Source organism: Phaeospirillum tilakii, assembly GCF_042683125.1.
GTDB classification, from domain to species: Bacteria; Pseudomonadota; Alphaproteobacteria; order Rhodospirillales; family Magnetospirillaceae; genus Phaeospirillum; species Phaeospirillum tilakii.
In genome coordinates this window covers 87482-106010 of sequence record NZ_JBHUIY010000007.1, presented here as the reverse complement: position 1 = coordinate 106010, position 18529 = coordinate 87482, and the positions used below count along the sequence as shown (strand labels likewise).

Annotated in this window: 17 protein-coding genes; 13 read left to right on the top strand and 4 right to left on the bottom strand. The window is 69.9% G+C overall.

Annotated features, from left to right (window positions below):
- Positions 1–11 precede the first annotated feature (11 nt).
- Genes ACFSNB_RS05615 through ACFSNB_RS05595 form a run of 5 tightly spaced genes read left to right on the top strand, consistent with a single transcriptional unit; the run spans position 12 to position 2155 of the window.
- A complete protein-coding gene (locus tag ACFSNB_RS05615; RefSeq protein ID WP_377315057.1) occupies positions 12–197 on the top strand; it encodes a 4Fe-4S binding protein in 186 nt (61 codons plus the stop codon).
- 43 nt (positions 198–240) lie between these two features.
- Positions 241–540 (top strand): nitrogen fixation protein NifZ, encoded by a 300-nt coding sequence (locus ACFSNB_RS05610; RefSeq protein ID WP_377315056.1) that lies wholly within the window; start codon positions 241–243, stop codon positions 538–540.
- Positions 541–594: 54 nt separating this feature from the next.
- A complete protein-coding gene (gene nifT, locus ACFSNB_RS05605; RefSeq protein ID WP_377315055.1) occupies positions 595–807 on the top strand; it encodes a putative nitrogen fixation protein NifT in 213 nt (70 codons plus the stop codon).
- Positions 808–853: 46 nt separating this feature from the next.
- Positions 854–1711: an SIR2 family NAD-dependent protein deacylase gene (locus ACFSNB_RS05600; protein ID WP_377315054.1), complete on the top strand. Its 858-nt coding sequence runs from the start codon at positions 854–856 to the stop codon at positions 1709–1711.
- Between the two features lie 60 nt (positions 1712–1771).
- Positions 1772–2155 carry a 2Fe-2S iron-sulfur cluster-binding protein gene (locus ACFSNB_RS05595; RefSeq protein WP_377315053.1) on the top strand — a complete coding sequence of 128 codons (384 nt, stop codon included), beginning with the start codon at positions 1772–1774 and terminating at the stop codon, positions 2153–2155.
- Positions 2156–2287: 132 nt separating this feature from the next.
- Here ACFSNB_RS05595 and ACFSNB_RS05590 read toward each other — a convergent pair whose 3' ends face one another.
- Complete coding sequence (locus ACFSNB_RS05590) at positions 2288–3655, bottom strand: M48 family metalloprotease (protein ID WP_377315052.1); 1368 nt, start codon at positions 3653–3655, stop codon at positions 2288–2290.
- On the opposite strand from ACFSNB_RS05590, the gene ACFSNB_RS05585 reads away from it, so the two are divergent.
- From ACFSNB_RS05585 to ACFSNB_RS05550, 8 genes are all read left to right on the top strand, one after another.
- Positions 3642–5261: a gamma-glutamyltransferase gene (locus ACFSNB_RS05585; protein WP_377315051.1), complete on the top strand. Its 1620-nt coding sequence runs from the start codon at positions 3642–3644 to the stop codon at positions 5259–5261. The genes ACFSNB_RS05590 and ACFSNB_RS05585 overlap by 14 nt on opposite strands.
- 269 nt (positions 5262–5530) lie before the next feature.
- Entirely contained in the window at positions 5531–5620 is a 90-nt protein-coding gene (gene kdpF / locus ACFSNB_RS05580) for a K(+)-transporting ATPase subunit F (RefSeq protein ID WP_377315050.1), read from the top strand.
- A 16-nt stretch (positions 5621–5636) separates the two neighbouring features.
- Complete coding sequence (gene kdpA / locus ACFSNB_RS05575) at positions 5637–7346, top strand: potassium-transporting ATPase subunit KdpA (RefSeq protein ID WP_377315049.1); 1710 nt, start codon at positions 5637–5639, stop codon at positions 7344–7346.
- A gap of 13 nt (positions 7347–7359) precedes the next feature.
- The gene (gene kdpB, locus ACFSNB_RS05570) at positions 7360–9426 is read left to right on the top strand and encodes a potassium-transporting ATPase subunit KdpB (protein WP_377315048.1); all 2067 of its coding nucleotides are present in this window, start codon (positions 7360–7362) and stop codon (positions 9424–9426) included.
- A gap of 12 nt (positions 9427–9438) precedes the next feature.
- Positions 9439–10059 (top strand): potassium-transporting ATPase subunit KdpC, encoded by a 621-nt coding sequence (gene kdpC, locus ACFSNB_RS05565; protein WP_377315047.1) that lies wholly within the window; start codon positions 9439–9441, stop codon positions 10057–10059.
- 4 nt (positions 10060–10063) lie between these two features.
- Positions 10064–12763 (top strand): DUF4118 domain-containing protein, encoded by a 2700-nt coding sequence (locus ACFSNB_RS05560; RefSeq protein WP_377315046.1) that lies wholly within the window; start codon positions 10064–10066, stop codon positions 12761–12763.
- A complete protein-coding gene (locus ACFSNB_RS05555; protein WP_377315045.1) occupies positions 12763–13443 on the top strand; it encodes a response regulator in 681 nt (226 codons plus the stop codon). The genes ACFSNB_RS05560 and ACFSNB_RS05555 overlap by 1 nt, the downstream gene beginning before the upstream one ends.
- A 73-nt stretch (positions 13444–13516) precedes the next feature.
- On the top strand, positions 13517–14668 hold the full coding sequence (locus ACFSNB_RS05550; RefSeq protein WP_377315044.1) for a pyridoxal phosphate-dependent aminotransferase: 1152 nt from the start codon (positions 13517–13519) through the stop codon (positions 14666–14668).
- Positions 14669–14943: 275 nt separating this feature from the next.
- On the opposite strand, the gene ACFSNB_RS05545 is transcribed toward ACFSNB_RS05550, so the two are convergent.
- From ACFSNB_RS05545 to ACFSNB_RS05535, 3 genes are all read right to left on the bottom strand, one after another.
- The gene (locus ACFSNB_RS05545) at positions 14944–15831 is read right to left on the bottom strand and encodes a phosphoribulokinase (RefSeq protein WP_377315043.1); all 888 of its coding nucleotides are present in this window, start codon (positions 15829–15831) and stop codon (positions 14944–14946) included.
- Between the two features lie 28 nt (positions 15832–15859).
- Positions 15860–17236: a ribulose-bisphosphate carboxylase gene (locus tag ACFSNB_RS05540; RefSeq protein ID WP_377315042.1), complete on the bottom strand. Its 1377-nt coding sequence runs from the start codon at positions 17234–17236 to the stop codon at positions 15860–15862.
- 147 nt (positions 17237–17383) lie between these two features.
- A complete protein-coding gene (locus ACFSNB_RS05535) occupies positions 17384–18451 on the bottom strand; it encodes a hypothetical protein (RefSeq protein WP_377315041.1) in 1068 nt (355 codons plus the stop codon).
- Between the last annotated feature and the right edge of the window lie 78 nt (positions 18452–18529).

Sequence of the window (18529 nt, the reverse complement as noted above, 5' to 3'; positions counted from 1 at the left end):
GAGTTTCTGTTATGGCCCTGAAGATCAACGCCGACGAGTGCACCTCCTGCGGCGCCTGCGAGTTCGAGTGCCCGAACGGCGCGATCACCCTGAGCGGCGACACCTACGCCATCACCGCCGCCAAGTGCACCGAGTGTGACGGCGACGCGCCGAAGTGTCAGGCGGTCTGCCCGGCCGAAGCGATCGTCAAGGCGTAAGCGCCGGCGTCAAGCCACGCGCGCCGGGAACAGGAGAGCCGTCATGACCGACTCCGCCGCCGACACCCCGCCCCCGGTCGAACTGTCCGGACCACCGGCGTTCGAACCCGGGGACAAGGTCGCCGCGCGGCGCGAGGTTCGCAATGACGGCACCTTTCCCGGCGCCGCGATGGGCGAGGTGCTGATCCGCAGCGGCGAGGTGGGCTACGTCCGTTCGGTCGGAACCTTCCTCAACCGCTACTACATTTACGGCATCGATTTCATCGAATCCTCCCGGCTGGTCGGGATGCGCGCCGCCGAGCTTTCCCTGCTGGAACGGACCTGCGACGCCCCCTCCCGCTGACCATCCCCGCCCTCCCCTTTCCCCCAGCCCCCTTTTCCAGCCAAGGAACCCGTCATGAAGGTCATGTTGCGCAAGGTCGGCGACGAATACGAAATCTACGTCGCCAAGAAGGACCTGGAGGAAAAGGTGGTCGAGATGGAGAACGGCACCCCCTGGGGCGGCATCATCAAGATCAGCAACGGCTGGCGCTTCGTCATGCCGCCGGAGCCGGCCAACGTCAAACTGCCGATCACCATCGAGGCGCGCAAGCTCGGCGACGAGGACTGAGCCGCCGGCCGACCGCGACGACGCCGGACGCGAAGGGGGAGACCCAATGAGTGTGGGACACGAGACCGAAACCCTGCTCGACGAGATCGGGCGGGGCATCGCCGACGGCCGCCTGATCCCCTATCTCGGGCCGGATCTGCTGACCCTCGACCCCGCGCCGCCGGTGCCGGTGGGGGCGCGGCCGCTGGCCCATCTGCTCGGCAGCCGGGTGGCGGTGCCGGGGCGGTTCCGCAACAATCTGTGGCATGCCAGCCAGTACATCGAGAACAGCCGCCACCGCGTCACCCTCGACCGGCTGATGGCCGAGATCTTCGCCCCGGTGCCGACACCCACCCCGCTGCACCATTGGCTGGCCGGGCTGCCCGGCCTGCCGCTGGTGGTCGATACCTGGTATGACGGGGCGATGCGCGCCGCCCTGCTCGAACGCGGCCGGACCGACTGGGGGCTGGTGCAGGGGGCGTCGAAGGCCCGCCGGCTCGATGGCGGGGTGTGGACCCGCGCCGTCACCGCCGACGGCACGGTGGTGCCGGACGAGGCCGCCGAGGACTGGACCACCCTGCTCTACAAGCCGCACGGCGCCGCCCAGCCGACCGGCGACGTGCTGGTGTCGGATTCCGATTACGTCGAAGTGCTGACCGAGATCGACATCCAGACCCCGATCCCCGAGGCGGTCAAGCGCCGCCGCGCCGGCCGGGGCTTCGTCTATCTGGGCTGTCGTTTCTACGATCAGATCCTGCGCAACTTCGCCCGCCAGATCGCCAAGCATTCGGGCGGGCCGCGCTATGCCGTGGTGCCGGAGGATCTGACCCGCAACGAGATCCGGTTCCTGGAGGTCGAGGGAATCCGGCCGCTGCTTCTGCCTCTGGCCGACGCGGTCGCCCGCCTCGCCGCCTTCCGGCCGTGATGTCGTCCGCCGGACGGGGCGGCGGTCCCCTTCCCCCGACGCATGCAGAGAGGGAAAAGCATGGCGAACGTAACCTTCAGCTCGCCGGTGATGGCAAAGGACGTCACCGTCTACGCGGTGGCCGGCGACACCAAGACCTTGTTGGCCCTGGCCAAGAAGCATGAGATTCCGATTCCCTGCCAGTGCCAGGACGGTGAATGCGGCTCGTGCCTGATCAAGGTCACCGTGCTCGGCGACAATCCGCCGCTGGCGACCCACCTCACCGACAAGGAAAAGCTGACCCTGTCGGTCAACGGCAAGTTGAGCAAGGCAGTGCTCGATAAGGCCGAGACGAAGGACAGCCCGCCGCAGTATCGTCTGGCCTGTCAGTACATCGTCCGTGACGAGGACATCCTGGTCGAGTTCTCCGGCGAACCCGGAGTCGAAATCGATCTGCGGCGTTAAGCGGAAGCCCGCGGATCGACGGAGGGGCGCCCCCGGCCCGGGGGCGCCCTTTTCCGTTCTGCGCGGGCTCTGCCCGCCCCTGGCCCCGGGCCGCAAGGCCCTTGGAACCCTTTCCTGATCCTTCGCGGGGCGTCACCAGGGCGAGCGGTCGCGGTCCTGGATCGCCTTGACCTCGGCGGCCTGGGCCTTGATGTCCTGCAACCGCAGCCAGATCGGCCCCTTGTGCCCCAGCGCCTGCTCGGCCTTGTTGGCGTGGTAATTGGCCTCGGGCAGCTTGCCGGCCAGCAGGAAATATTCGGCCAGGGCGTAGGAGGCCATCCCCTCGTTGCCGTCGCGGCCGAAGGCGATCGCCAGTTGCTGCCAGCCGAAGGCGTCCTCGGGTTCCAGCCGCACCGCGATGGTCAGGTTGGCGGCGGCGTCGGACAGCAGGGTGGCATCGTCGCTCTCGATCTCGGCCTGACCGAGGCCGATCCGCAGCAGCGCGCTGTTGGGCAGGTATTCGACCGCCTTGCGGTAGGGCTCGACCGCGTCGCGGGGATGGCCGTTCTCGAACAGCATCTGCCCCTTCAGTTCCCAGAAATAGGGGTCCTGCGGCCGTTCGGCCAGCAGTCCGTCGATCAGCCGCAGCGCGGCCGGGAGGTCGGGCTTGCGGTAATAGGCGATCGAACGGGCATAGCGGGCCTCGAGCGAGGGATCGTCCTCCTTGAAGCGCATCAGGGTCTTGCTGGGCGGGTCGAGGAAGGCCTGGAGCTTGACCTTGATCCGGCGGTGGCGCTCGACCCAGTCGGCCGGCCAGGGCCGGTCGGAATAAGGCGATTTCTCGACATGCTCGCGCACGAAGGCGACGCGGTCGCGGGTCAGCGGGTGGGTGCGGACATAGGGATCCTGCCGGCTCGACACCAGCAATTCCTGGTCGCCCAGGATGTTGAAGAATTCGAGCATCCCCCGCGCCGACCAATGGGTGTCGTCGAGGAAGCGCATCGCCATCTGGTCGGCCTGCTGCTCCTGGCTGCGCGAGAAGGCGAGCAGGTTGCGCATCGCCATTTCCTGGCCGCCCATCATCACCCCGGCCCCGGCCTGACCGTTGCCGCTGACCGCGCCGGCGGCGGCGCCGAGCAGCATGGCGAGGATCGCCTCGGTCGAGGCATTGGCCACCGCGTCGTTGAGCCGGATCAGGTGGCCGCCGACGATGTGGCCGCTTTCGTGGGCGATCACCCCGATCAGTTGGCCGGGATTCTCCGACCGCATGATCAGGCCGGTATGGATGAAGATGTTCTGACCGCCGGCGACGTAGGCGTTGAGAGTCGGGTCGTTGAGCAACAGGATCCGCACCGCCTGGGGGTCGAGACCGGCGACCTGAAAGATTGGCGTGCAGAAATCGCGGATGGTATTTTCCACCTCCGCATCGCGGATGAACTGGCGTTTCGCCTGCTGGGCGTCGGCCGGAGCCGACCAGAGCGCGATCAGGACCGTCACCAGAAGGAAAATGCGTGTGAACAAGGATCACCCCTCGTCGGTCGAACGGTTGGGCCCGGGCCGCCGCCTCGCCGCCCTCGCGCTGGCCACGGTCCTCGCCGCCTGCGGCGACGCCCCGCCGCCGGTCGGCACGGTGGGCCATGTCCAGGGCTTCGCCGGCATGGTCGCCGCCGACGAACCGCGCGCCGCCCTGGTGGCGCGCGACGTGCTGTCGGCCGGCGGCAGCGCCGCCGATGCGGCGACCGCGCTCTACTACACTCTTGCCGTGACCCTGCCGTCAACCGCGTCGCTCGGCGGCGGCGGGGCCTGCGTGGTGCATGACGCCCCGACCCGCACCACCGAGGTGCTGGAATTCCCCGCGCTGCCCTCGACCGTCGCCGCCCCGGTGCCGAGCGCGGTGCCGGCCAATCCGCGCGGATTCTTCGCCCTCCACGCCAAATACGGCCGGCTGCGCTTCGAAAGCCTGGTCAGCGAGCCGGAACGGCTGGCCCGCAACGGCTTCCCGGTGTCGCGGGCGCTGGCGGCCGACATCGCCCGGGTCGCCCCCCAGATCGCCCGCATCCCGGCGATGCGGGCGCTGTTCCTCCGCCCCGACGGCAGCCCGCTGCGCGAGGGGGACCTGCTGGTCCAGCCCGAACTGGCGGCGGTGATCGCCAACCTGCGCCGCAACACCGGCGATTTCTATGTCGGCCGCACCGCGCGCGAGCTGGTCGCCTCGGTCCAGCAGGTCGGCGGCGCGCTGTCGCTCGACGACCTGCGCGACCTGCGTCCGGCGTGGCGACCGGGGCTGAAGGTGGCGGTGGGCGACGAGATCGCCGTCTTCCCGCCGCCGCCCTCGGTCGGTGGCACCGCCGCCGCCGGATTGGTGGCGGTGGCGTGGCCGCGCTGGGGCGGACTCGAGCCCGACGAGCGGCCCCACCTGCTGGTCGAGGCCCAGGCCCGGCTGTTCGCCGACCGCACCCGCTGGATGCAGCCGACCGGCTGGAGCGCCGAGGCGCCGGGCAATCTGATCGCCCCCGACACCCTCAACCGGCTGATGGCCAGCTACACTCCCGGCCGGCACGTCCCCCCCGCCACCCCCGCCGCCGCGCCGCGCGAGCCGGTGGTGGCGGCCAGTTTCGTGGTCGAGGACGGCGACGGCTCGGCGGTGGCCTGCGGCGTCGGCGCGGGCGGCCTGTTCGGCACCGGCCTGATCGCCCCCGGCACCGGCATCGTGCTGGCGGTGGCGCCGGGGCCGGGCGGCCCGCCGCCGACCACCGCCGCCCTGGTGGTCAACCCGCATACCAGCCGGGTCCATTTCGCCGCCGCCGCCTCGGGCGGGATCGCCGCGCCGGGGGCGCTGGCCCAGGCCCTGCTCGGCGCCCTGGCCGACGGCAAGCCGCTGGCCGAGGCGCTGGCCCAGCCCCGGGTGGTGTCGCCCGGCAATCCCGACGCCGCCCTGGTCGAGACCGGCCCGTTCGGGTTCGACCCGGCCCCGCTGGCCCGGCGCGGCCATCAGATCGGGCCGACGGCGATGCCCAGCCGGGTCGAGGCGCTACGCTGCCGCGACGGCCAATTGTCCACCCCGGACTGCGAGGCCGCCACCGATCCGCGCGGCTTCGGCCTCGCCGCCGTCGCCGGCAAGGGATAAGCAAAAAAGCGGGCTCTGCCCGCACCCGCCAAGGGCCGCAAGGCCCTTGGATCCCTTGCCCTGGGCGCCTCGGGGCCTGCGCCCGCCTTGGCCTTTACGCTGGCTTTACACCCTTCCGCATCGAACGCTGAGCCCCGTTGGCGTTAGGGATTCCTCATCACGAATCCCTCGCGGAGGGCCGCCATGGCCGATCTCGTTTTTGTTCTCGCCACCCTCGCCCTGTTCACGCTGGGCGGGGTGCTGGTCCGCGCCTGCGAACGGCTGTGACCATGTCGTTCGATCTCATTCTCGGCGCGCTGACCGCGCTCGGGCTGCTGGGCTATCTCGGCTACGTGCTGATCCGCCCAGAACGATTCTAGTCCCGTGGAGACGGCGATGGACGCCAACGGCATTCTCCAGATCCTGCTCTATCTTGCCCTCGTCGCCCTGGCCACGCCGCTGATCGGGGGCTACATGGCCCGCCTGTTCGACGGCAAGCCGGTCTGGCTGTCGCCCCTGCTGGGGCCGGTCGAACGGGCGATCTACCGCCTGTGCGGCATCGATTCCACCCGCGAACAGCATTGGACCGGCTACGCCCTGTCGCTGCTGGCGCTCAATCTGGCCGGCACGCTGGCGCTTTATGGCCTGCAACGGCTCCAGGGCGCGCTGCCGCTCAATCCGGCCGGGATGGCGGCGGTGGCCCCCGACCTCGCCTTCAACACCGCCATCAGCTTCGTCACCAACACCAACTGGCAGGCCTATGGCGGCGAGACGACGATGGCGCTGCTGACCCAGATGGCCGGCCTGACCGTGCAGAACTTCCTGTCGGCGGCGACCGGGATCGCGGTGGCGGTGGCGCTGATTCGCGGCTTCGCCCGCGCCTCGGCCCGCACCATCGGCAATTTCAACGTCGATCTGGTGCGGGCGGTGCTGTACCTGCTGCTGCCGCTGTGCGTGGTGGGCTCGCTGGTGCTGGTGTGGCAGGGGGTGCCGCAGACGCTGGCCGCCTCGGCCGAGGCCACCACCCTCGACGGCGCCCGCCAGACCATCGCGCTCGGGCCGGTGGCGTCGCAGATGATGATCAAGCATCTCGGCACCAACGGCGGCGGCTTCTTCAACGCCAACGCCGCCCACCCGTTCGAGAACCCCACCGCGCTGGTCAACCTGATCCACCTGCTGGCGATCTTCCTGATCGGCGCCGGCCTGACCAATACCTTCGGCCGGATGGTCGGCGACCAGCGCCAGGGCTGGGCCCTGCTGGCGGCGATGGGCGGGCTGTTCGTGGTCGGCGTCGCCGTCACCCTCGGGGCGGAAAGCCAGGGCAACCCGGCCCTGGCCGCGATCGGCATCGATCAGACGCTGTCGGGCGGCAGCATGGAGGGCAAGGAGGTCCGCTTCGGCATCGCCCTGTCGGCCCTGTTCGCCACCGTCACCACCGCCGCCAGCTGCGGCGCGGTCAATGCGATGCATGACAGCCTGATGCCGCTGGCCGGGATGGTGCCGCTGATCAACATGATGCTGGGCGAGATCGTCGTCGGCGGGGTCGGTGCCGGGTTCTACGGGATGATCGTGTTCGTCATCCACACCCTGTTCATCGCCGGGCTGATGGTCGGCCGCAGCCCGGAATATCTCGGCAAGAAGATCGAGGCGCGCGAGGTCAAGCTCGCCGTGCTGGCCACCCTGATCTTCCCGCTGTCCGCGCTCGGGCTCGGCGCCGCCGGCCTGCTGGCCGGGCCCGAGGCGATCGCCGCCCCCGGACCGCATGGGCTCAGCCAGATTCTGTACGCCTATGTCTCGGCCACCGCCAACAACGGTTCCGCCTTCGCCGGCTTCGGCGCCAACACCGTGCTGCACAACAGCCTGCTGGCGCTGGCGATGGCGCTGGGGCGGTTCGTGGTGATCGTGCCGGTGCTGGCGATCGCCGGCGCGCTCGCCGCCAAGCGGACCGCGCCGGCCTCGGCCGGCACCTTCCCCACCCATGGTCCGCTGTTCATCGGCCTGCTGACGGCGGTGATCCTGGTGGTCGGCGGCCTGACCTTCTTCCCGGTTCTCGCCCTGGGGCCGATCGTCGAGCACCTGCTGCTCGGCCATGGCACCCTGTTCTAGGAAAGGGCTTGCGATGACCATCCATCGTCCGCGACCGCTCGCGCTGTTCGACGCCGCCAGCCTGAGCGGCGCCGCCCGCGACGCGGTGCTCAAACTCAACCCCCGCCACCTGATCCGCACCCCGGTGATGTTCGCCACCGCGCTGGCGGCGGCGCTGGCCTCGGTGCTGGCGGCGCGCGACCTCGCCGACCCGCTGTTCCCGGTGATGGCCCAGATCGCCGCCTGGCTGTGGGTCACCGTGCTGTTCGCCAATTTCGCCGAGGCGGTGGCCGAGGGACGCGGCAAGGCCCAGGCCGCCGCGCTGCGCGGCACCCGCGCCGACACCATCGCCCGCCGGGTCGCCTCGGCCGACGCCAGCCGGGTCACCGAGGTGCCGGCCTCGGCGCTGCGGGCCGGCGATCTGGTGGTGTGCGAGGCCGGCGACACCATCCCCGGCGACGGCGACGTGGTGGCCGGCATCGCCACCGTCGATGAAAGCGCCATCACCGGCGAATCCGCCCCGGTGATCCGCGAATCCGGCGGCGACCGCTCGGCGGTGACCGGCGGCACCCGGGTGGTGTCGGACCGGATCCTGGTCCGCATCACCGCCGATCCGGGGCAAACCTTCCTCGACCGGATGATCGCCCTGGTCGAGGGCGCCACCCGGCAGAAGACCCCCAACGAGATCGCCCTGTCGATCCTGCTGGTGGGGATGAGCCTGATCTTCCTGATCGTGGTCACCACCCTGCCCGCCTTCGCCTCGTGGTCGGGCACCCAGGTGCCGGTGCTGTTCCTGGTGGCGCTGTTCGTCACCCTGATCCCCACCACCATCGGCGGGCTGCTGTCGGCGATCGGCATCGCCGGGATGGACCGGCTGGTGACCTTCAACGTCATCGCCAAATCGGGCCGCTCGGTCGAGGCGGCCGGCGACATCGACGTGCTGCTGCTCGACAAGACCGGCACCATCACCCTGGGGGCGCGGCAGGCCCACGCCTTCCTGCCGCTGTCCTCGGTGGCCGAGCGCGATCTGGCCGAGGCGGCGTTCCTCGCCTCGCTGGCCGACGAGACCCCCGAGGGCAAATCGACCGTGGCGCTGGCGCGGACCCGCTTCGGCCTGACCGAGGGCGACGGGCCGGCGATGACCTTCCTGCCGTTTTCCGCCCATACCCGGATGAGCGGGGTCGATCTGGCCCGCGCCGATGGCGGCGTCACCCGGATCCGCAAGGGCGCCGCCGACGCGGTGGTCGCCGCCGTCGCCGACCGGGCCGGCCGCACCCCCGGCGGGGTGCCGAAGGAGCTGACCCAGGCGGTCGAACAGGTGGCCAAGTCGGGCGGCACCCCGCTGGTGGTGGCGCGCGATGACCGGCTGCTCGGGGTGATCCACCTCAAGGACATCATCAAGCCGGGCATCCGCGAACGCTTCGCCACCCTGCGGGCGATGGGGATCCGCACGGTGATGATCACCGGCGACAATCCGCTGACCGCCGCCGCGATCGCCGCCGAGGCCGGGGTCGATGATTTCCTGGCCGAGGCGACCCCGGAGCGCAAGCTGGAGCTGATCCGCGATTACCAGAAGGGCGGCCGGCTGGTGGCGATGTGCGGCGACGGCTCGAACGACGCCCCGGCCTTGGCCCAGGCCGATGTCGGGGTGGCGATGAACACCGGCACCCAGGCGGCGCGCGAGGCCGGCAACATGGTCGATCTCGAAAGCGATCCGACCAAGCTGATCGAGATCGTGATGATCGGCAAACAATTGCTGATGAGCCGGGGGGCCCTGACCACCTTCTCGATCGCCAACGACGTCGCCAAGTATTTCGCGATCATCCCGGCGCTGTTCCTCGCCTCCTATCCCTCGCTCCAGGCGCTCAACGTGATGCATCTGGCCAGCCCGCAGAGCGCGATCCTGTCGGCGATCATCTTCAACGCCCTGATCATCGTCGCCCTGATCCCGCTGGCGCTGAAGGGGGTGCGCTACCGCCCCGCCGCCGCCGAGACGCTGCTGCGGCGCAACCTGCTGGTCTACGGCCTGGGCGGGCTGGTCGCCCCGTTCCTCGGCATCAAGCTGATCGACCTCCTCGTCACCGCCCTCGGCCTCGCCTGATCGGAGTCCGTCATGTTGAAAGACCTTCGCCCCGCCTTGTCGTTGCTGGTGGTGATGACCGGGCTGACCGGGCTGGCCTACCCGCTCGGGGTCACCGGCCTCGCCCAGCTCGCCTTCCCCTGGCAGGCCAATGGCAGCCTGATCGAACAGGACGGCAAAGTGGTCGGCTCGGCCCTGATCGGGCAGAACTTCACCGGGCCGGGCTATTTCTGGGGCCGCCCCTCGGCCACCACCGCCCCCGATCCGGCCGATCCGGCCCGGTCGGTGGCGGCGCCCTACAACGCCGCCAGTTCGGGCGGCAGCAACCTCGCCCCCTCCAGCCGGGCGCTGGTCGAGAGCGCGGCCGAGGCGGTGGCCCGGCTGCGCGCCGCCCATCCCGACCGGTCCGGCCCGGTGCCGGTCGAGCTGGTCACCGCCTCGGCCAGCGGGCTCGACCCCGATCTCAGCCCGGCGGCGGCGCTGTGGCAGGTCGAGCGGGTGGCGCGGGCGCGCGGCGTCGCGGCCGAGGAGGTGCGGGCCCTGGTGCTGGCCCAGGTCGAGGGCCGCCAGTTGGGTCTGCTGGGCGAGCCCCGGGTCAACCTGCTCGCCCTCAACCGGGCACTGGACGCGCGCTGGCCGGAGAGGCGACCCTGACAGGATGAGCCCCGAGCGCGACCACCGCCCCTCTCCCGACGCCCTCCTCGCCGAAGCCCGGCGGGAAGGGCGCGGCCGTCTCAAGATCTTCCTCGGCGCCGCCCCCGGGGTCGGCAAGACCTTCGCGATGCTGGAGACCGCCCACGAGCGCCGCCGCGAGGGGGTGGACGTGGTGATCGGGGTGGTCGAGACCCACGGCCGCAAGGAGACCGAGGCGCTGGTCGCCGGGTTCGAGATCCTGCCGCCGCGGATGATCGCCTATCGCGGCCGCTCGTTCCGCGAGATGGATCTCGAGGCGCTGACCGCCCGCCGCCCCGGCCTCGCCCTGGTCGATGAACTGGCCCACACCAACATCCCCGGCGCCCGCCACCTCAAACGCTGGCAGGATGTCGAGGATCTGCTCGCCGCCGGCATCGACGTCTATTCGACCCTCAACATCCAGCATCTCGACTCGATCAACGACGTGGTCGAGCAGATCTCGGGGGTCAAGGTGCGGGAGACCCTGCCCGACAGCGTGCTGGCCGGGGCCGACGAGATCGAGGTGATCGACCTGCCGCCGCAGGACCTGATCAAGCGGCTGGAGGAGGGCAAGGTCTATCTGCCCGAGCAGGCCCGCCACGCCATCCACAATTTCTTCTCGCCCGGCACCCTGACCGCGCTGCGCGAGATGGCGCTGCGCCACGCCGCCGAGCGGGTCGATCGCCAGATGGTCGATTACATGCGGGCCCACGCCATCCCCGGCCCGTGGCCGGCGCGCGAGCGGGTGCTGGTCTGCATCGACGAACGGGTCGAGGCCGAGCGGCTGGTCCGCTTCGCCAAACGTTCGGCCGAACGGCGCGGCGCCGCCTGGGGGGCGGTGACGGTCGAGACGCCCGGCTCCCACGCCTTGACCGAGGCCGAGCGTGACCGGATCGACGCGGCGCTGCGGCTGGCGGTGCAGTTGGGCGGCGAGCCGGTGACGCTCCAGGGCGACGACGTGGTCGAGACGGTGCTGGCCTATGCCCGCGAACACAATTGCACCCAGATCGTGGTGGGGCGGCCACGCCGGGCGCGCTGGCCGCGCCGGCTGGGGCGCTCGGTCACCCAGGCGCTGATCGACCGGGCCGGCGAATTCACCGTGATCCTGGTCGGCGGGGCGGAGGAGCCCCGGCCGGCGGCGGCGGCGGCCCGCCCGGCCCCCGCCCCCGCCGGCCGGCTGTGGTTCGGCGGGGTGTTCGCCCTGCTGACCACGCTGGTGGCGACCGGCTTCGCCTGGCTGATCGACCTCTATCTGCCGATCGCCAATATCTCGGTGGCCTATCTGCTGGCGGTGATGGTGGTGGCGATGCGCTGGGGCCGCCGCGCCGGCATCCTGGCCTCGGCCTGCTGCTTCTTCGCCTTCAATTTCTTCTTCACCGAGCCGCGCTACACCTTCGCCATCTCCGACGCCCAGAACATCATGACGGTGGTGTTCTTCCTGCTGGCGGCGGTGCTGGTCAGCAACCTCGCCGCCCGGCTGCGCGCCCAGGTCCAGGCGACGCGCGAAAGCGCCCGGCGCACCGCCAACCTCTACGAATTCGGCCGCAAGGTCACCGCCGCCGCCACCCCGGACGACGTGCTGTGGGCGGTGGTCCACCATGTCGCCGCCACCATCCACGGCCGCTCGCTGGTGCTGATGCCGGAAGGGGCCGGGCTGCGGGTCGCCGCCGGCTATCCGCCCGAGGACCGCATCGACGACAAATCCGCCGCCGCCGCCGCCTGGGCCTGGGCCCACGGCAAGCCGGCGGGGCGGGGCTCGGCCACCCTGCCCGCCGCCGACTGGCTGTTCCTGCCGATGCGCACCGGGCGCGGCCCGGTCGGCGTGCTGGGGGTGCAGATGGCCGAGGACGCCGACATGCCGTCGCCGGCCCAGTTGCGGCTGATCGAGACCCTGGCCGATCAGGCGGCGGTGGCGATCGAGCGCACCACCCTGGTCGCCGATGTCGAGGCGGCCCGGGTGGCGACCGAACGCGAGCGGCTGCGCGCCGCCCTGCTCTCCTCGCTGTCGCACGACCTGCGCACCCCGCTGGTGTCGATCATCGGTGCCGCCGGCACGATCCTGAGCTATGACGAGGCGCTCGACGCCGGCAACCGGCGCGAACTGGCCCAGACCATCCAGGACGAGGCCGAGCGGCTCAACCGCTTCGTCCAGAACCTGCTCGACATGACCCGGCTCGGCTCGGGCGCGCTGAAGCCCCGGGTCGATTGGGTCGATCTGGCCGACGTGGTGGCGGCGGCGGTCAAGCGCACCGCGCGGCTGGCCCGCCACCATCTGGTCCGGGTCGAGATCGATCCCAGGATGCCGCTGCTCTGCCTCGACGCGGTGCTGATGGAACAGGTGTTCTTCAACCTGCTCGACAATGCCTGCAAGTACGCGCCGCCCGGCACCCCGATCAAGCTGTGGGCGATGCCCACCCCCAAGCACATCGTGATCGAGGTGGCCGATCAGGGGCCGGGGATCCCGCCCGAGGACCGCGACAAGGTGTTCGATATGTTTTACCGTGTGACCCAGGCCGACAGCCAGACGGCGGGCACCGGCCTGGGACTGGCCATCTGCCGCGGCATCGTCGAGGCCCATGGCGGCACCATCCACGCCGAACCGGGGCTGAACGAGGCCGGCACCAGCATCATCATCCACCTGCCGCTGCCGCCGGAATTGCCGACCGCCCCGCAGGGAGCCGATTGATGCCGCGCATTCTCGTCGTCGATGACGAGCCCCAGATCCGCAAGTTCATCCGCATCTCGCTCGCCGCCAACGGCCACGAGGTGATCGAGGCCGAAACCGGCGGGGCCGGCATCGCCCTGGCCCGCGATCAGGCCCCCGATCTGGTGATCCTCGATCTCGGCCTGCCCGACCTCGACGGCCAGGAGGTGATCTCGGCGGTGCGGGAGAGTTCGGACGTGCCGATCATCGTGCTGTCGGTCCGCGCCCAGGAACTCGACAAGGTCGAGGCGCTCGATCGCGGCGCCAACGATTACGTGGTCAAGCCGTTCGGCGTCGCCGAACTGATGGCCCGGGTCCGCGCCGGCCTGCGCCGCCGCCCGGCCAGCGAGGCGGCCGGCACGGTCGAATGCGGCGCGGTGCGGATCGACCTCGCCCACCGCCGGGTGACCCGCGCGGGCGAGGCGGTACGGCTGTCGAAACGGGAATGGGAATTGCTCGAAGTGTTCGCCCGCGCCCCCGACCATGTGCTGACCCATCGCGAGATCCTCAAGGCGGTATGGGGGCCGGCCCATCTCGACGACACCGTCTATCTGCGGGTCTATGTCAACCAGTTGCGCCAGAAGCTGGAGGACAACCCGGCCCAACCGACCCTGCTGCTGACCGAGCCCGGGGTCGGCTACCGCCTGCGCGCGCCGGATTGAGCAAATCGATGGACTCGCCCCGCGACCGGTGGCTAGGCTGACCCCCATCCCTTTTTCGGCCGGACAGGAGACGATGGCCTTCCGCAAGTCATCGAGAGGAAACGTTCCTCCCTTCATCGTGATGGATGTGATGCGGGCCGCCGCCCGGCGCGAGGCGGCCGGCGGCGACGTGCTGCATCTCGAAGTCGGCCAGCCGGCCGGCGGCGCTCCGGCGGCGGTGCGCGCCGCCGCCGCCCGCGCGCTGGAGAGCGATCCGCTCGGCTACACCCTGGCCGCCGGACGGGATTCGCTGCGCCGGCGCATCGCCGCCCATTACCACGAGACCTATGGCGTCACCGTCGCGCCGGAGCGGATCTGCGTCACCACCGGCTCGTCGGCCGGCTTCCTGCTCGCCTTCCTCGCCGCCTTCGACGTCGGCGACCGGGTGGCGGTGGCGGCGCCGGGCTATCCCGCCTACCGCAACATCCTGACCGCGCTGGGGCTTGAGGTGGTCGAGATCCCGGTCGGCCCGGCCAGCCGCTGGCAGATCACCGCCGAGCTGCTGCGCGGGGTCGAGGGCAAGCTGGACGGGGTGGTGGTGGCCAGCCCGGCCAACCCGACCGGCAGCATGCTGTCCGCCCACGAGGTGGCCGAACTGGCGGAATGGTGCGAACTCGCCGGCATCCGCCTGATTTCCGACGAGATCTATCACGGCATCGCCTATGGCCGCGCCGCCGCCACCGCCGCCGGCCTGCCCGGGGCCGGCCACGCGATCGTGGTCAACAGCTTCTCGAAATATTACGCGATGACCGGCTGGCGGGTCGGCTGGCTGGTGGTGCCGCCCGACCTCGACCGCGCGGTCGAATGCCTGCAACAGAACCTGTTCATCTCGCCGCCGACCCTGGCCCAGATCGCCGCCGAGGCGGCGTTCGGCTGCCGCGACGAACTTGACGCCCGCATCGCCACCTACCGCGCCAACCGCGACCTGCTGCTCGACGCCCTGCCCGGGGCCGGCTTTGCCGACATCGCCCCGGCCGATGGCGCATTCTACCTCTATGTCGATCTGGCCGGACGCAGCGACGACAGCGCGGCGTTCTGCGCCCGCATGCTGGCCGAAACCGGCATCGCCACCACCCCCGGCACCGATTTCGATCCGCTCGCCGGCCGCCGCTTCCTGCGGATTTCCTACGCCGGCAGCCCGGCCGACATCGCCGAGGCGGCACGGCGGCTCAAGACCTGGCGCTGACGAAGCGGGCTCTGCCCGCGCGCTTTGCGCGCGATACCATGATGTTATGCGGGCTCTGCCCGCCCCCGCCAAGGGCCGCAAGGCCCTTGGAACCCTTTCCTTGCCCTTCGCGCGGCAAACGTCCGCGCCCAAGCGGGAAGACCGGTCCGCGCCCGACCATCAATGGGTTCCAAGGGCCTTGCGGCCCTTGGCGGGGGCGGGCAGAGCCCGCGAATGGTCTCCCCCCCCCCCAGGAACCCGATGATACCGCCCGGCCCATGAACTGACCCGTTGGGTCAGGCGGTGCCGCGTTCGGCCATGATCCGCCGCAGGATCGGGGTCATGATCAGTTCCATCGCCAGTCCCATCTTGCCGCCGGGAACGACGATGGTGTTGCGCCGGCTCATCCACGAATCCTTCAGCATCCGCAGCAGGAACGGGAAATCGACGTCGAGCCGGTCGGGCTTGCGGAAGCGGATCACCACCAGACTTTCATCGGCGTTGGGGATGTCGCGGGCGATGAACGGGTTGGAGGTATCGACCACCGGCACCCGCTGGAAGTTGATGTCGGTCAGCTTGAACTGCGGCAGGATGTAATAGATGTAATCATGCATCCGCCGCAGGATGGTCTCGGTCACCGCCGCTTCGGAATAGCCGCGATGGTGGGTGTCGCGATGGATCTTCTGGATCCATTCGAGATTGATCACCGGCACCACCCCGATCTTGAGATCGACATGGCGGGCGCAATCGACCGTGTCGGTGACGATGCAGCCGTGCAGGCCCTCGTAGAACAGACAATCGGTGCCGGGGGGGATCTCGTCCCACGGGGTGAACTGGCCGGAGACCAGCCCCTGCTCGGCGAACGGCGCCGCCTCCTCCTCATTGTGGAGATAGAGCCGGCGCCGGCCGGTGCCGGTCTCGCCATAGCGGGCGAACAATTCCTCCATCTCGGTGAACAGATTGGCCTCGGGGCCGAAATGGCTGAAGCTGCGGTTGCCCTCCTTCTCGGCCGCCGCCATCCGCTGCTTCATGTCGGCGCGGTTATAGCGGTGGAAGCTGTCGCCCTCGACGATCGCGGCGCGGATGCCCTCGCGCCGGAACATATGTTCGAACGCGGCCTTGACGGTGGAGGTGCCGGCCCCGGACGAGCCGGTGACGGCGATGATCGGATGCTGTCTGGACATCAAGTCCCCCTGGTTGGAGCCGCCGGGCTCAGGCGAAGCCGAGGCGGTCGCGCCAGCCGGGATGGAACCGGTCGGCATCCTCGGGGAACGAGGCGAACGCCCCGCGCAGTTCGGGATGGTCCTTGGCGTACTCGATCAGATCGATCCCCTCGGCCCAGGCCTGCCACGCCTGCCGCAGCGAGCGCGCCCCGGCGACCGCGCCATCCTGGTGGCCGAAGGCGCCGCCGCCCGAGGTCTGGATCACGTTGGCATGGCCGAGATTGGTGAAGAAGCCGGGCAGCCGCAGCGCGTTCATCCCGCCCGAGATGATCGGGGTGCAGGGCTTGAACCCCTGCCAGGACTGGCGATAGAACGGCCCGTCGGCGACCTCGCGCTCCAGCATGTAGGCCACCGCCTTCTCGCTGGCGTCGCCCTCCATCTTGCCGAAGCCCATCGTCCCGGTATGGATGCCGCTGGCCCCGATCAGCCGGGCCATCTTCATGTGCACCAGCACCGAATAGCCCCGCAGCGACTGGCGGCTGGTCACCGCCCCGTGGCCGGCGCGGTGGTAATGCAGGAACTGGTTGGGGAAGTTGCGCCGGCAGGTGGTCACCGCGGTCGGGCCGGCGACATAGCCATCGACCAGGAAGGCGACATGGTTGGCGTTCTCGGCGAAGGTCTCGAGGATGTAATGGCCGCGCGCCAGCATCTCGGCCGGATCGTCGGCGGTGATGTTGGCCGAGAACAGCTTGGCCTCGCCGGTGGCGTCCTGGGCGCGGCGCATCGCGTCGGCGACCAGACGGATGGTCTCCTTCAGCGGCGCGAACACCTGATTGCCCTGCGGCTCGTCATTCTTGATGAAGTCGCCGCCCAGCCAGAACTGGTGGCAGGCGTCGGCGAAGGGCTGCGGACGCAGGCCGAGCTTCGGCTTGATGATGGTGCCGACCACCATCCCGCCATTGACCAGCGGCCGCCCCAGCACCCGCCACATATCGACGATGTTGCAGGCCGGGCCGTCGAACAGTTGCAGATAGGCCGGCGGGACGTAGAAATCCATCATCTTGGCGTATTCGACGTCGGACATGCCCTGGTTGTTGCCGATCGTCAGGGTCAGGAACGAGGCGATCATCGCCCGCCCGTCGATGATGTTGCGGTCGAACAGCTCGATCGGGTAGGCGATCTTCATCAGCTCGCGGGTCTCGTCGATGGCGTAGACCAGCGCATCGACCCCCCGGGTGAAATCGTCGGTGGTGCAGACCTCGACATTGGTGCCGGTCGAGGATTCGGCGGCGAAATGGGCGGCGGTGGCAAGATAGCCATGGCCGGCCTTCGGCTTCATCCGATAGGCACAGAGCACATGGCGCCCCCCGGCGATCAGGCCGGCTTCGTCGAGGGCGAGATTGGCATAACGACTGGACTGGTCCATTCCGGCGGGCTCCATATCAGAGGACGCTGATAGTCTGACCGCTTCCCCCCGACGGCGGAACACCCGGAGGAGGAGCAGGGAGATTCCGCCGGGTGGGTCAAAAACCACTCCGATGGGGGTTGATCGGGTAGGAAGCGACGCCGGTGATCATCCGAGCCGGCGGGAAGCCGCGTCGCGGAACCAGGAGCGCGCCGGCTCGGTCAGGATCAGATAAACCACCCCACCATTCAGCGCCACCGCCACCGCCTGGAACAGCAGATCGGAATAATTGCCGTTGAAATTCTTATAAAGGCCATAGAGCGAAAGCGGCGCACCGACCAGAAAGCCTACCTGATAGATAAATCTGAAGACGCTATCCCCCTGGTACAGCCGGATCATCAGGAACAGGCCGTAGATCAGCGACGCCAGCAGGAAGGACCAGATATTGACGACCGGAGTCGCCGCCCCCATCCGGCCGACCATTTCGTCGTAATTGACCGCGTAATTGATCACCCCCACCGCCAGCGCCGCCGCCATCAGGATCAGGCACAGCCGCATCACCGCCGGGCGGCGGCGGGCGGTTTCGGCCGACCACGCCGCCTGTTCCGCCCGCCGGCCCCGCAGGCGATCCATCACCACCACCGACAGCCAGGTGCCACCCACCAGGACGACGATCCCGCTGGCCACCCACAGGATCTGCAACAGGGTGACGGGCAGGTCGAGTTGGTCCTGGCCCGCCAACGCCAGCCCCAGCGGGGCCGCGACACCGAACAGCAGCGAAACCGCGATCGCGGTGAGCAGACCGGCCAGACGCGGCCAGAGGGAAAAGCCCCGCCGCCACACCGGCGGCACGAGCGTCACCAGCGAATAAATCAGGGGGCAGGAAAACAGCAGGAACGCGTTCGGTCCGGCCACCGCGCCGACCATCGTCACCTGCGCCACCGCGAAGGCGGCGGCGAGGAGGAAGAAGCACAAAGCCTTCAGCAGGATCACCGGCAGCTTCTTTTCGGCCTTGGGGCCGGGCGGCTCGGGCGGCTCGACCGCATCGGTCCCGGGAGCGGTCCCGGGAGCGGGTTCGGCCACGCCCTGCTCCGCCCCGATCGGCGGCAGGGAGGCGATGTCCTCGACCACCAGCCCCTGCTGCTGGTAATGGGACAGGGCCTGCTCGATCGACGGGAACGAAGCGATTTCGCTGCGTCTCTCCCCACGGTCAATCACCACGACATTGAATTGCATTGATCCTCCGGCAGATCCGCCCAAACCCATCCCCGGCGCGGATCATGCCCGTCATTTTCGAGAATGGCCACCGCCATA

What these genes read in the sequence shown, in the direction of transcription:
- ACFSNB_RS05615 (WP_377315057.1), top strand. Translation starts at nt 12, where the DNA reads ATGGCCCTGAAGATCAACGCCGACGAGTGCACCTCCTGCGGCGCCTGC.
- ACFSNB_RS05610 (WP_377315056.1), top strand. Translation starts at nt 241, where the DNA reads ATGACCGACTCCGCCGCCGACACCCCGCCCCCGGTCGAACTGTCCGGA.
- nifT (WP_377315055.1), top strand. Translation starts at nt 595, where the DNA reads ATGAAGGTCATGTTGCGCAAGGTCGGCGACGAATACGAAATCTACGTC.
- ACFSNB_RS05600 (WP_377315054.1), top strand. Translation starts at nt 854, where the DNA reads ATGAGTGTGGGACACGAGACCGAAACCCTGCTCGACGAGATCGGGCGG.
- ACFSNB_RS05595 (WP_377315053.1), top strand. Translation starts at nt 1,772, where the DNA reads ATGGCGAACGTAACCTTCAGCTCGCCGGTGATGGCAAAGGACGTCACC.
- ACFSNB_RS05585 (WP_377315051.1), top strand. Translation starts at nt 3,642, where the DNA reads ATGCGTGTGAACAAGGATCACCCCTCGTCGGTCGAACGGTTGGGCCCG.
- kdpF (WP_377315050.1), top strand. Translation starts at nt 5,531, where the DNA reads ATGTCGTTCGATCTCATTCTCGGCGCGCTGACCGCGCTCGGGCTGCTG.
- kdpA (WP_377315049.1), top strand. Translation starts at nt 5,637, where the DNA reads ATGGACGCCAACGGCATTCTCCAGATCCTGCTCTATCTTGCCCTCGTC.
- kdpB (WP_377315048.1), top strand. Translation starts at nt 7,360, where the DNA reads ATGACCATCCATCGTCCGCGACCGCTCGCGCTGTTCGACGCCGCCAGC.
- kdpC (WP_377315047.1), top strand. Translation starts at nt 9,439, where the DNA reads ATGTTGAAAGACCTTCGCCCCGCCTTGTCGTTGCTGGTGGTGATGACC.
- ACFSNB_RS05560 (WP_377315046.1), top strand. Translation starts at nt 10,064, where the DNA reads ATGAGCCCCGAGCGCGACCACCGCCCCTCTCCCGACGCCCTCCTCGCC.
- ACFSNB_RS05555 (WP_377315045.1), top strand. Translation starts at nt 12,763, where the DNA reads ATGCCGCGCATTCTCGTCGTCGATGACGAGCCCCAGATCCGCAAGTTC.
- ACFSNB_RS05550 (WP_377315044.1), top strand. Translation starts at nt 13,517, where the DNA reads ATGGCCTTCCGCAAGTCATCGAGAGGAAACGTTCCTCCCTTCATCGTG.
- ACFSNB_RS05545 (WP_377315043.1), bottom strand. Translation starts at nt 15,831, where the DNA reads ATGTCCAGACAGCATCCGATCATCGCCGTCACCGGCTCGTCCGGGGCC.
- ACFSNB_RS05540 (WP_377315042.1), bottom strand. Translation starts at nt 17,236, where the DNA reads ATGGACCAGTCCAGTCGTTATGCCAATCTCGCCCTCGACGAAGCCGGC.
- ACFSNB_RS05535 (WP_377315041.1), bottom strand. Translation starts at nt 18,451, where the DNA reads ATGCAATTCAATGTCGTGGTGATTGACCGTGGGGAGAGACGCAGCGAA.